Origin of the sequence: Streptococcus downii (assembly GCF_004353325.1) — a bacterium.
GTDB lineage: Bacteria > Bacillota > Bacilli > Lactobacillales > Streptococcaceae > Streptococcus > Streptococcus downii.
In genome coordinates this window covers 601,300-613,764 of record NZ_MZNX01000009.1, presented here as the reverse complement: position 1 = coordinate 613,764, position 12,465 = coordinate 601,300, and the positions used below count along the sequence as shown (strand labels likewise).

11 protein-coding genes are annotated in these 12,465 nt (G+C 37.2%); 1 reads left to right on the top strand and 10 read right to left on the bottom strand.

Translation table 11 applies throughout. The annotated features are described in order from the left end of the window. Positions 1–67 precede the first annotated feature (67 nt). From E2R31_RS09400 to efeO, 5 genes are read right to left on the bottom strand one after another with little or no spacing between them, the layout of a single operon-like run. Positions 68–238 carry a twin-arginine translocase TatA/TatE family subunit gene (locus tag E2R31_RS09400; RefSeq protein WP_038806076.1) on the bottom strand — a complete coding sequence of 57 codons (171 nt, stop codon included), beginning with the start codon at positions 236–238 and terminating at the stop codon, positions 68–70. Next, entirely contained in the window at positions 222–953 is a 732-nt protein-coding gene (gene tatC / locus E2R31_RS09395; protein WP_084948669.1) for a twin-arginine translocase subunit TatC, read from the bottom strand. The genes E2R31_RS09400 and tatC overlap by 17 nt, the downstream gene beginning before the upstream one ends. Beyond that, positions 954–2,642, bottom strand: coding sequence for an FTR1 family iron permease (locus E2R31_RS09390; RefSeq protein ID WP_084948671.1), 1,689 nt, complete (start codon positions 2,640–2,642; stop codon positions 954–956). Beyond that, entirely contained in the window at positions 2,617–3,831 is a 1,215-nt protein-coding gene (efeB, locus tag E2R31_RS09385) for an iron uptake transporter deferrochelatase/peroxidase subunit (RefSeq protein ID WP_084948673.1), read from the bottom strand. Before efeB ends, E2R31_RS09390 begins: the two co-directional genes overlap by 26 nt. Before the next feature lie 5 nt (positions 3,832–3,836). Next, on the bottom strand, positions 3,837–4,709 hold the full coding sequence (gene efeO / locus E2R31_RS09380; protein WP_132974161.1) for an iron uptake system protein EfeO: 873 nt from the start codon (positions 4,707–4,709) through the stop codon (positions 3,837–3,839). Positions 4,710–4,943: 234 nt separating this feature from the next. Here efeO and E2R31_RS09375 point away from each other — a divergent pair, with 234 nt between their 5' ends. After that, positions 4,944–5,639, top strand: coding sequence for a VIT1/CCC1 transporter family protein (locus E2R31_RS09375; protein WP_132974159.1), 696 nt, complete (start codon positions 4,944–4,946; stop codon positions 5,637–5,639). Between the two features lie 39 nt (positions 5,640–5,678). Here the strand turns inward: E2R31_RS09375 and E2R31_RS09370 are convergent, their stop codons facing one another. The 5 genes from E2R31_RS09370 to E2R31_RS09350 all read right to left on the bottom strand — a co-directional run bounded on the left by E2R31_RS09370 (position 5,679) and on the right by E2R31_RS09350 (position 12,360). Next, a complete protein-coding gene (locus E2R31_RS09370; protein ID WP_132974157.1) occupies positions 5,679–7,667 on the bottom strand; it encodes an FtsX-like permease family protein in 1,989 nt (662 codons plus the stop codon). Position 7,668: 1 nt separating this feature from the next. Beyond that, a complete protein-coding gene (locus tag E2R31_RS09365) occupies positions 7,669–8,427 on the bottom strand; it encodes an ABC transporter ATP-binding protein (protein ID WP_033629643.1) in 759 nt (252 codons plus the stop codon). Between the two features lie 383 nt (positions 8,428–8,810). Continuing rightward, complete coding sequence (locus tag E2R31_RS09360) at positions 8,811–9,932, bottom strand: AAA family ATPase (RefSeq protein WP_125449203.1); 1,122 nt, start codon at positions 9,930–9,932, stop codon at positions 8,811–8,813. A 3-nt stretch (positions 9,933–9,935) separates the two neighbouring features. Further along, positions 9,936–10,658, bottom strand: a complete 723-nt coding sequence (locus E2R31_RS09355; RefSeq protein WP_125449205.1) for a hypothetical protein — start codon at positions 10,656–10,658, stop codon at positions 9,936–9,938. Between the two features lie 10 nt (positions 10,659–10,668). Further along, positions 10,669–12,360, bottom strand: coding sequence for an AI-2E family transporter (locus E2R31_RS09350; RefSeq protein ID WP_132974154.1), 1,692 nt, complete (start codon positions 12,358–12,360; stop codon positions 10,669–10,671). Between the last annotated feature and the right edge of the window lie 105 nt (positions 12,361–12,465).

The following is a 12,465-nucleotide window of genomic DNA, read 5'->3' as shown; positions in this document are numbered from 1 at the left end:
TGCTCACCTAGGCCTAGACAGCTACAGTTCCTAACTTTCTTGTTTTTATTTATGATTATGGAATAGATTACTTTTCCTGATCTTGGTCACCAATTCCTTTAACTGCCTTTTTAAATTCAGACAGCATTTTACCGATTGATTCACCAAGTTCTGGTAACCGTTTTGGTCCAAAGATTAAGAGTGCCCCTAAAACAATGATAATCAATCCTGGAGCACCGATATCACGTAAGATTCCCATTCTTTTCTCCTTTCATTTTTTTCTTTATTATCCTCTTGCTAATTGCAATACTAAGCTCATAGAGCAAGATTAAAGGAATTGTCATGGCTAGATCGCTAATAAAATCAGCTGGTGTCAAAATAACAGCAAGTACCAATAAAATAAAGTAGGCATAACGTCTATAGGTAACTAAGAGCCCTGGTCCAATCAAGCCAATCGTCGTTAAAAAAGCGATGATGACTGGCAATTCAAAGATGAACGCCAAAGGGATAGTTGTTTGAAAAACAAAGTCTAAGTAGTTCTGCGCTGTTAATTGAGTTTCAAATAATCCTTCCCCAAGTCCTAAAAGCACTTGAAGTAAGGCAGGCGTTACAAAGTAGAATCCAAAGGCTAGTCCAAGTAAAAAGCAAATAAAACTAGCTGGAATATAGGCAAAAATGGCTCTTGCTTCTTCTATTTTCAACCCCGGTTTGATAAAACTCCAAATCTGATAAACTGTAAAAGGTAGCGTAATGGTAAAGGACATTAGGCTCGCTAAGCGCAAATAAATCCACAGGATGTCATTTGGACCTAATACAATCAACTTTTGATTAAAGGACTGAGTCAGGTAGCAATAAAGCTGATCAGCAAACAATAAAGCTCCGCAGAAAACTATAGAAAAACAGACTATAACAGCAATGAACCTCTTTCTAAATTCTACCAGATGTTCAACGATTGTCAATTCTTTTGTATCCATCTACTTTTCACCCTGTCTCAATGTGACAGCCAAAACAATTATCAAGAAGACTAGCTGACTTCCTAAACCTTCCCAACTTGGATAGATGCCCAATAGGTCGATAGTTGGGAAACTTGATAGCAGGTGATTTGGTGCCATATTTGTCAGCTGCAGAGCATGCACACTAACTCCAAGCATCTTGAAAGCCAGAGCATAAATCATCCATGTCAGGATAAAGAAGACCTTATGAGGTAGGAAAAATTGACTCGCCTTGTTCATCAGAAATGCGATAACTAGCAAGACGAACAAAGCTAGAGAAATACCTAGAATAAAGTCAAAACTAGATATTCTCGGTAACATCCCTACGTAAAATAGAATGGTCTCTGCCCCTTCACGGAAAACAGCTAGAAAACTAAGAGCAAACATAGAAATGAATGAACCTGTCTTGGTCACAGTTTTTATCTGTGAATCCATAAAGTCATTCCATTTTTTGACCGAGGATTTACTATGAAGCCAAATACCGATAACAATCATCATCACTACTGCGAAAATACCAACAGCACCTTCGATAATTTCGCGATTGGCACCTGATGTCACAGCAGGAAAGGCAATTTGTAATATAAATGCAATCACTAGACTCGCAGCGATACCTGTTAGGGCCCCACCATATACCCACTTGAGTCCTTTGCGCATCTTGGCTGCTTTTAGTGTCGTGACCAAGGCCATGACGATTAAAAGAGCCTCTACTCCTTCCCGTAGGAGAATAAGCATGGCATCAAAAGCATTGTAGGTAGCACTAGTGTCAATTTGAGATAAATCTGCAATCAGTTTTTCTAATTTTTCTTGATATTCCTTCTCACTTCCCTTGACCATGATTACAGGGCTTTCACTTTCAACTCGTGTATAGAGGGAAGGATTGGTCGTGCTAACAGAACCCTCAATCGTTGGCCAGATAGTGATGAATTCCTTCATACTAGCTGCTCCTGATGCTTGGTCACCAGCTTGGAATTGTTCCAAAGCCTTCTTCAAAAGGGCAATACCGTCTTTGAGACTTAAATCAGAAGATGCTTCTGCGACTTCTTTTCCAGTTACAAAATCATCAATAGCCTTTTTTAAGTCCTCAAAGGAAGTCTGGATGGAGTTAAAATCAGTAGGCTCAGTTTCTATGCTACTCCGTAAGAAAGAAATAGCTGTTTCTACTTGACCATAATGAGCTGTACTGTTGTCACGGACAACACTCTCATTGATCGTCCAGGTTGAATTCATCTTTTTATAAGCTTCTCGGATTTGCTCTATATCTTTTGAAGTAATTGCCTTATCCAGAACCTCAAAACGCGGTCTTAGTCGACTAACAAGCTTTTCTTTTTCAGCATCAAGATCTACTGGATTTTGCTCTTTCTCAAATGCAAGAAGAGCAGATGAAATCTGTGTCAGATTTTCCTCACTTATATCTCCTGTCAGAGCAAGCTTTTCCTTGACGACCTTACCAGCTTCCGAATCAGAATGTTCTACTTTTTCAAAATCCGTCGCCATTTCTCTAACAAGAGCTTTGGCTTCTGCCTGATTATCATTTTTTACAGCCTTAGAGGCATCCGTTATCTTTACAAAATATGAACTCAGGCTTTCCTGTGCGCTAACGGGAAAAACAGCTAACAAGAGAAAAGACAAGGCTAAGAAACAAATGTTAATCTTCCAATAATTTTTGACCAATATAGCCTCCTTTCTCTACTCCACCAAAGCAGGCAAAGAGACCGCTACCGATGTGGGTTACATACTCATTCATCTTGTCTGTAGCTCCAAGGTTAGTTTGAACCTTGACAAAATGATCTGGATCCTTTTGGAAAGAAATAAAGAGCAAGCCTGTGTCAAATTGTCCAGTTTTTTCATCAATGCCATCTGAATATGAATAGGATCGTCGTAAGAGTGGCTTATCTACCTCTTTGGCTAATCGAACATGCGAATCATCTGGTAAAAGACTCAAATCCACTTCATCAAACTCATTCTTCTTACCAAAGGGAGCGCCACTTTCCTTGTAGCGACCAAAGGTATTTTCTTGCTCTTCAAGATTGGTTCGATCCCAAGTATCGAGAAACATCTGGATGCGGCGAACGGCCATATAGGATCCATTTTGCATCCAGTCCTTGCTGTCGGCCCAGACAACACGGTCAAAATCCTTCTCTTTGGTCACATTGGCTGTTCCATCCTTGAAACCAAAAAGGTTGCGGGGTGTCTCCAGACGATCTCCAATGGCTGCAAAACCTGACTGACTCCAACGGAGAGTCACCGCATTTCTCCCTTTACGGATAAGGTTGCGAATAGCATGAAAAGCAACTTGCTCGTCATCTGCACAGGCTTGGATAACAATATCTCCCCCAGTATATTTTTCACGCAGTTGCTCTTTTGGGAAGGGTGGTAAATCCTTAAAAAGTTGAGGACGTTTTTGTTCTAAATTCATTTTTTTCAGGAAACTTGCAGACACACCAAAAGTCAACGTTAAACGATGAGGATTTAGCCCCACGGTTTCTCCAGTGTCACTAGGTGGTAAGAGAGCATTCTGACCATCTTTTTTGACTAATTCTCCTTCTACCAACTTGCTACTATAATCTGTCCAATCCTTAAATAGCTGAATAATCTTATCTTTATCTGTCGTATGCAAATCTAGGACAACAAAATAAATATTCTTCTGCATAGGGGTTGTAATACCCGCTTGGTGTTTCCCATAAAAGTCAATCTTTTCATTACCGTACGAGATTTTTTCTTGCTTGTCTAACCTAGGTGCTAAAAAAGCGGAGGCACCGGAGAGACCTAGTGCTAGTCCAGCACCTCCAATACCCGCTTTTTTTAGAAATTCTCGACGGTCCATTTTTTTCTCAAAAAAATTTTCGTCTTTCTTAGTCATACTGCTTATTCTCCATCAAGAAATTTGCCCATTTGTGATAGAGGTTCACCAAGTTTCGTCACGGCTTCAGCCAATTCTTTGGTGTCTTCTTTTGTCAAATCTGTATAGAGTTTGTAGTGTTCCTTGTCTGTCATATGTTTGTCCAACAAGCTATTAACAGATTTGAAATCCGCTTCTAATTCTTTAACTAAATCAGCATCTGATTTTTCTAGTAAAGGTTTAAAGAGTTGAAATATCTTTTCAGCTCCCTCGATATTAGCACGGAAGTCGTACAAATCTGTATGAGAGTAGATTTCTTCTTCACCTGTAATCTTGCTTGTCGCTACTTCATTAAGCAAGTCAACTGCCCCTGTCAACATAATCTTGTGATCGACTTCAACAGTCGCTACCTTAGCCTTCAACTCTTTGATATCGTTGACTAATTGTTCCCCATAACTTTCAGTTCCTTTAGTTGTGTTTTCTTCCCAGAGGATTCGTTCGATACGGTGGAAACCAGACCAACCTTCCTCAGTCTTATTTTCATCCACATAGTCTACTAGACGAAAGTCAATCTTAACATCAGATTCACCAAAACTCTCAGCGATTGGTTCTGAACGTTCATAAGCCATACGAACAAGTGGATAAGCTTTCTTGGCTTCCTCCAATTTTCCGTCTTTTAAAAGCTGGACAAATCCTTCTGTATCCGTTAAAAGCTTATCAATTTGTCCTTGAACAAAAGTCTTATAATCTGCGGTTGCCTTATCAAGTAATTTTTGTTTATCATCTGATAAAGCTGTCACCTTAGAGGAATCATTTGTATCGGTTGATTTTTCAAAACGGACTGCACATGCTGTCAATAGCAAAGCTGAAGATAAAAGGACAAAACCTAGTTTTTTCATTGTATACTCCTATTGGTTCAGAAGACCTGAATTTATTTTACGTTCCATTATAACATCCTTTCCTTAATTTTTTAATAAATTGTCAGAAAATTTAATATTTGAGAATTTGAAGTAGCATTTTCCGGTAAAATTAGAAAGGGCTTAAAAATTAGAATCGTAGAACTTTTTTCAGATAGTTTAAAAAGATTGTTTTCCCCTACTCTTTTCTCTATAATGGAGAGAAAGGAGATGACTATGACAGAATTGAAACATGAAATTGATGCAAACTTTGCAGGGCGACTCAATATCCTGCGTGCAGGTGTTCTCGGTGCCAATGATGGGATTATTTCCATCGCTGGAGTCGTTATCGGTGTTGCTAGTGCGACGAGCAATATCTGGATTATCTTTTTATCTGGATTGGCGGCTATCCTCGCTGGTGCTTTTTCTATGGCAGGTGGCGAATATGTCTCTGTATCCACTCAGAAAGACACGGAAGAAGCCGCTGTTGCTAGAGAACAGTTGCTCTTGAATAAGGACATCGAATCTGCAAAACAATCCCTCTACGCAGCTTACCTACAAAATGGTGAGTGTGAAACGTCAGCCCAACTCTTGACCAACAAGGCCTTTTTAAAAAATCCCCTCAAAGCCTTGGTCGAAGAAAAGTATGGGATCGAGTACGAAGAGTTTACCAACCCTTGGCATGCTGCGATCTCTAGCTTTATCGCCTTTGTACTGGGAAGTCTTCCTCCTATGCTTTCGATCACCGTCTTTCCAAGCGACTATCGCATTCCTGCTACTGTTCTTATCGTAGCCCTTTCCCTTCTTATTACGGGCTATACCAGTGCTAAATTAGGAAAAGCTCCTACGAGAACTGCTATGATCCGTAACCTCTGTATCGGACTTCTCACCATGGGCGTAACCTTCCTATTGGGACAACTCTTTAGTATCTAAGATAAAAGAAATACCTCGATGAATTTCGAGGTATCTTTTTTACATTTGTACAATCTTGCGATAGCTTCTTGAAGTAATCATAAAGATTAAGACGTAAACGATGAGGAAGATGGCACAAATGGAAAGTGTAACAGTCAACATCATGGTTGCATCCAGCACGCCAATGACTTTTAGGATGAGACTAAGCATATGATAGGCAAAGGCAAGATGTAGAAAAGCAAAGAGCAATGGGAGGAAGAAAACAGTTAGGACCTGTTTGTTGATAGTTTGCTTGATTTGCTTTTGATCGAGTCCGACCTTTTGCAAAATGATAAAGCGTTCACGGTCTTCATAGCCTTCAGAGATTTGTTTGTAGTAGATGACGAGAACTGTTCCCACCATAAAGATGATGGAGAGGAAGATACCGATAAAGAAGGTCCCACCAAAGAAAGCACTCATCTGCGCACTACTATCAGCCAGATTGCTTCCGTAAATAAAGCTTCCTTCTTTGCTTGATTCTCTATTAAAATCATCAAGGAATTTTGAATAGTCATCTGCAAGTTTGAGTTGCTCTTCCTCACTAGCTGTTACATTCATACCACCATAGTATTGATTAAAAATGGAAGAATTAGGATGCTGGTCAAGAAAGGCTTTCAAGTCAGGAACAACCAGATAGTTATAGTCCGAAGTTAGAATATTGTACTGATTTGGGACATGTTCAAGAATAAAATCTTTTTTGATTTCTTCCTTTATTGTATAGGTCTGGTCATTTAGAGTCAGTTCTTTCTGTCCTTGAAGTTCTTTGTTCTTAGTAAACAATCCAACTTCCTTTCCTGAAAGTGCAAGTTTTTGGCCCGTCATATTCTCATAGTCTTTTTGGTCAAAGACCATAAAAACGGTTTTCGGTTGAACACGATTTTGACCTTTCTCAAAAATGGTTAATTTCGTACCTTCTTGGTTTGCTACACCAAAGCTACTGTATGTAAGGACTTCTTTCTTTGTAACAGTCAATCCCTTATCACTAGCATACTGGTCTAGGAGTTTATTTATGTCTTCTTTTTCAACATTCTGTCCTGTAATTCCAAAATCATGTGGATTCATGACTTTCTTGAAAGTTTCAGAGCCTTTAAAGATACTCGTTGCAGCAGACATAGTCACCAAGACCATAGTTGAGAGAATAGCAATCGTCGCCAGACCAACCGCATTTTTCTTCATACGGAAAATGAGATTGGATACGGAAATCATGTTGTTGGGTTGGTAATAATAACGCTTGTTTTTCTTTAAGATTTGTAAGAAGACTGTAATCCCTGCATTGAAGAGAAGATAAGTTCCCAAAATTACCAACAAGACTGCTACGAAGAAAATCAGAACAGCAGAAAGTGGGTTTTCAACTGTAACTGCTAGGTAGTAACCAGTTGCTAGACTAATCAAACCTAGTATAGTTTGAAGACCTAAGAAACGTCCTTTTTTCTCACCACTGGCCTTCTCACGAGAGAGCTGAAGGGCATTCATGCGTGCGATACGAAAGGCATTGATAAAAATTAGACCTAGGAAGATAGCTCCAAAGACGATGAGAACTAGGATAAAGACAATTGGTTGGAAAGTCGAAACGAGCTCCACTTTCATCTTCATCAACTTCAGAAGAAGGGCAAAGATTAGCTTATCAAAGAGAGCTCCTAGGCCGAGACCAGCTGTCAAGGTTAAGGAACCAAAAATAAGAAGCTCCTTAAAAACCATACTGATTAAATGGCGCTTTTCGAGACCCAGCATACCATATACACCCAGCTCCTTGGAGCGGTTCTTCATGACAAAACTATTAGCATAAAGGACAATAATTCCAGAAGCGATAGTAACAACCACCATACCGAGAGCGAGGGTCATAGAGATAGTTTCTCCCCCTCGGATCTTGCCAATGTTAGGGTTAAGTGACAGTGAGTAAAAGAGATAGGTGATGGTCACAGCTAAGAGAACAGCTAAAGCAAAGGGATAGTAGAGTTTGCGGTTTTTAATCAAGTTAGATACCGCTAACTTATTGGTTAATCGGAACATACTAATTCACCTCGCTTGCCATAACAGTCAAAGTATCAGAGATTTCTTGGAACATCTGACGCTCTGTCTTGTCTCCACGGTAGATTTGGTTGTAAAGAATGCCGTCTTTGATAAAGAGAACGCGCTTGGCTCTGCTGGCTGCTGCCGTTGAGTGGGTTACCATGAGAATAGTTTGACCGCGTTCATTGATTTCATCAAATACATCGAGTAAGGCTGCAGATGACTTGGAATCAAGGGCTCCTGTTGGCTCATCCGCAAGGAGAATTTCAGGTTCGGTGATAATAGCGCGCGCTACTGCAACTCTCTGTTTTTGACCACCCGAGATTTCATAAGGATACTTCTCTTGCAATTGGTTGATGCCCAAATTTTCAGCGGTTACTACCAATTTCTTCATCATCTCTGTGATAGGTTTTCGTGATAGCACTAGCGGAAGCAAAATATTGTCCTTAACAGACAGGGTATCTAGCAAGTTAAAGTCTTGAAAGACAAATCCCAACTTCTCACGACGGAAACTCGAAGCCTGTGAATTCTTAATAGTTGCTGTGTCTATTCCGTTTAGGTAAACCTGCCCGCGAGTTGGTTTATCCAGCATAGCTAGAATGTTGAGCAAGGTTGACTTTCCTGAACCAGACTCACCCATGATGGCAACGTAATCACCCTTCTCTACGGTAAAATGAATATCCTTAAGCGCCTCTACTTGGTTGCCTTGGAAACGTGTTTTGTAGATTTTTTGAACGTGTTTTACATCTAAAAGTGTCATGTTTTTCTCCTTTTTAATATCCCATCATTTGAAACTGTGCTTGCATCATAGCGCATCCCAGTTGAACACGCTCAATATCTTTTTGACTTGGTTTTCTTCTTTTCTTTTGTAAAATTCTTTTCATGGTTTTGCTCCTTTGTTCTTTATGAGTCTAGTTTATCGCAAAAAAAGGCGGCCTGCCATAACCTAACCTTACAAAAGAGACTTTAATCTTACATTTTTGTAAGATTGAAGAATATCAAGCAATTTCGCTATCAATATTTTACCATAAAAGAAATGCAAGAAGAAAACCCTTGCGGATGCAAGGGTTAAAATTCACTATTCAGTCTGCATAAATCAGTAAGAAATGTTGCTACAATTTGATGATGTATTCTTTCAATTAATTATATTTCTATATAAGCAGAGCAGTTTTCTTCTAAAGAAAAATCGTCTTTTATTAACAAGGTTAACTCTTTTGATGATACACTCTCACTTTTATTTATTCGAACTGCTTGATTCATTATTAAATCTTCATAAAGATTTCGAACAAAACGACCGTTAGAAAAATTGGTAAGATTGATTTCTAACTTATCATTAAAATAATTTAATAATATTTCTTTCAACTTGTCATCTATTTGGTAGTCATCTTTTCTTGCTAGTGTTTCAAGAATATCTAACAATTCTGTAGAAGAATAATTTTCAAAATTTATAAAATAATTAAAACGAGACTTCAGACCAGGATTCGATTCAAAGAAATGATTCATTGGATCAGTATATCCTGCAACAATAACAATTAGATCATCCCTTGAATCCTCTAAAGCCTTTGTCAATTCTGTTAAACATTCTCGTCCATATGAATCCGTATTGTCATTTTCTGTAATACTATAAGCTTCATCTATGAATAAAACGCCACCTTTTGCTTTTTCAATGACACTTTTTACTTTTAGAGCAGTTTGACCTTGATAACCAGCAATTAAATCTGTTCTGGAGACTTCGGTAAAATGCCCCTTTGAAAGAAGGCCTAATTGATAATACATCCGACCTACAATTCTGGCCACTGTCGTCTTTCCAGTACCAGGATTCCCCATAAACGCCATATGTAAAGTTCTCTTTGGTACTTTTAGCCCAGACTCTTTTCTTTTGGACTGAACCTTTTGATATATGACTAACCTCGAAACTTCCTCTTTAACTTTTTGTAAACCAACTAATTGATTTAATTCCTTCATCAATTCATCCAAAGAAGAGTTGTTACGTTTTCCTAACTCCTTCCCTAGTATTTCAAAAAGATAAGAGTAACCTAAATAACAAGCTAAATTATCAGACAATTCTTTTAGCGTTTGACTTATCTTGCTTATTTTATTCTCTTTTTGAAATAAATATATAGATTTATATAAATCTGCTACTTTATTTGTGTCTGAATGATCAATTATAATCTCATTCACTTTTGTGCAAAAGGTCGACTCGTTACCCAGTTGTCGATCCAATTTTTTGGCGCTCTCAATTAGCTTGTCACGAGATACAGTCATAATTTACCTCAAAAACATAAAAAGTAAAGCAATAATTAACATTCCGATAGATACTCCAGATATGATAAAAACAGTTAAAAGTCGACTAGAAATAAGTTTAATTTGTTCTTTACTTTCTTTCAATTCTTTTCTGAGTTCTTCAATTTCAGAATTATGCGAGACAGGCTCCAAAGGAAGCGCGCTTACTGTATCCTCTAAGCTTACAATTCTATCGTCTAATTTAGAAAGTCGATTCTCATGTTCCTCAATGGCTTCTTTATGATTGTTTTCATTGAATTTTTCTTTAAATTGCTTTAGTACTTGGAGTGTAGATGCCTGTTTCTCGATTGTTTTATCAATACGAGCTTGTTCTTTGGTAAGTTTCTTATTTGTATGGTCTATTGCAGCTATATTAGATAGAATCGCTTGAATATGACCTTTGTCAAGAGCTTCTAAAGCTTTATAAACTTGACCAAATTCTTCAATAAGTGTTTGTTGATTATCATAAAATTTTGAAATGTAATTTTGAGTTTGTTCAACTAAAGTATTAAACTCTTTACCAGTAACTCCATGTTCAGCAAATTCAAAACCAAAGAAATCTTCATGAGTTCTAACTGTATCAAAATACAATTCATCTTGACTTTGTTCAGCAAACTCTTTCAGATGCTCTTTCGCTTCATCGAAATCATGTTTGCTAATGTTTATTTCAAATTTTTCCTGTTCTTGCTCAACTACTTCTTGTTCCATATTTATCTCCTTAATCTAGTAAATCTTGTAATAATGCATCAATCTCATCAAAGTCACTTTTTTCGTCTCTTGTAGATTCTTCAAAAATATCTGATAGCTTTTCTTTCATTATTGAAGCAGCCATATCGTGTCTTTCCTTAATAGTATTGATAACAGAATCTTTTTCTACTTGAAGCCTTATGCTCTTTACATCTAGTAATTGATCTTTGATTACTAACATTTCATTATTTTGATCAATTTTCTTAGAACTTAATTCAGTAATCTGTTTATTGACAATTTGCTGATCAATCATTTTTAGTACGAAGGCGCCAATAATTCCTGATAAAGTTGCTCCCATAAATGTTCCAATAACACTGCCGATTGTTCCTAAAAGTGGTATAGAAATAGCCAAAACTGGAAAACTAGCTGTTAGGGATGCTCCTAATGCTTCCCCAACTACAATTGCCCCAGTAGCCGATAAACCAGCAACAACAATTTTACCAATCTCTAGCATCATTATCTGAACACTTTTTTCTTTGTTATCTGGATTGTTTAGATAATCAATCGCTTCTTTTAAGGACTTCCAACCTTGGTGTATAAATGTCCATGCTTTTAGAAAAGTGTTAATTACAGGTCCAACTATCGCAGAAGCTATCATCGTAATCACTGATTTCCCAACGTTTAATAAGTGATTTGATAAGTTGTTTACAAATGAAATGATGGCCTCTTTTACCTTTTCAATAAAAGTTGATAAGTTTCTTTCTATATCTTTAAGCCAAGAGATAAATTTTGAAATTAACTCTCGCAAAAATTCTGATAGTAACTGTAAAAGCGCTGCTTTCAAAGCTTTTCCTGAAACTTTTAAAGCCTCGTCACGGCGTGATTTTTTACCAGATTTTATAGCTCGCTTCTCAGCTTCGTCTCTTACTCGGTCGTATTCAGCGCGTGCCTCTTTATCTTTCTCTCTTAACTGTCTCTCTTCTTTTGAACTAATATTATGGACTTCTTTAGCATATTGTCCCTTAGAATTTGGATTATCTAATAATTCAGTTGTAGATTGATCACCCTTCGCTTGATTAATTTCACTCCTTATTTCGTTAAGATTAGCTTTGCTATTTGCGAAAGCATATTGTTGCTCTTTATCCATAAAAGCATTGGCTTTTGGATCACGTATAATCTCTCCAGCAGAGACTGTGTGATCCATTTGAGTTCCTTTTTCTTTTGAACCTCTTGGTCTATTTTCATCTAAAAATTTTCTCGCATCTTTTTTTATGGTATTCACCATTTTACCTGATCGAGTTGAGTGTGTTTTAATATTTCCTAATTCATCTCTTTCAAACTTTTTTTGCCATTTTGTATATCTGTCCTCATATATATTTCTATCCGAGTTATGAGTAATAAATTTTCCTTTTTCAAAATTTTCAGCAGTTTGAATATGAGCTTCTTTTCGCAAATCTAGAGTTTGACCATTGTTATCTTTAATAAACTCTTCACCTATTTGGGCAGCAAGTTGAAGTTGTACTTGTTCCCAAACTATATTTTCAATAGATTCTTGAAGGTATTCATTATTTTGTAATTTCTCTCTGTCTATATCAAGTTGATCTATATGTTCAACAACATCCTTAAGGTTATTTTCTAAAGAACTTTCTAATTCAAGTAATTGTTCATAGTTAAAGTCAATTTCAGAACTTTGTAATTCAAACGTTTTATTTTCGTTAGCCATATTAATCTCTCTAAATTATTGTATTCACTGATTTATTATACCATTTCAAGATTTGATTTGACAAGTTTAAAAAACTTCGTCCTATTGGACGAAGTTCCTGCTTCT

What these genes read in the sequence shown, in the direction of transcription:
- E2R31_RS09400 (WP_038806076.1), bottom strand. Translation starts at nt 238, where the DNA reads ATGGGAATCTTACGTGATATCGGTGCTCCAGGATTGATTATCATTGTT.
- tatC (WP_084948669.1), bottom strand. Translation starts at nt 953, where the DNA reads ATGGATACAAAAGAATTGACAATCGTTGAACATCTGGTAGAATTTAGA.
- efeB (WP_084948673.1), bottom strand. Translation starts at nt 3,831, where the DNA reads ATGACTAAGAAAGACGAAAATTTTTTTGAGAAAAAAATGGACCGTCGA.
- efeO (WP_132974161.1), bottom strand. Translation starts at nt 4,709, where the DNA reads ATGAAAAAACTAGGTTTTGTCCTTTTATCTTCAGCTTTGCTATTGACA.
- E2R31_RS09375 (WP_132974159.1), top strand. Translation starts at nt 4,944, where the DNA reads ATGACAGAATTGAAACATGAAATTGATGCAAACTTTGCAGGGCGACTC.
- E2R31_RS09370 (WP_132974157.1), bottom strand. Translation starts at nt 7,667, where the DNA reads ATGTTCCGATTAACCAATAAGTTAGCGGTATCTAACTTGATTAAAAAC.
- E2R31_RS09365 (WP_033629643.1), bottom strand. Translation starts at nt 8,427, where the DNA reads ATGACACTTTTAGATGTAAAACACGTTCAAAAAATCTACAAAACACGT.
- E2R31_RS09360 (WP_125449203.1), bottom strand. Translation starts at nt 9,932, where the DNA reads ATGACTGTATCTCGTGACAAGCTAATTGAGAGCGCCAAAAAATTGGAT.
- E2R31_RS09355 (WP_125449205.1), bottom strand. Translation starts at nt 10,658, where the DNA reads ATGGAACAAGAAGTAGTTGAGCAAGAACAGGAAAAATTTGAAATAAAC.
- E2R31_RS09350 (WP_132974154.1), bottom strand. Translation starts at nt 12,360, where the DNA reads ATGGCTAACGAAAATAAAACGTTTGAATTACAAAGTTCTGAAATTGAC.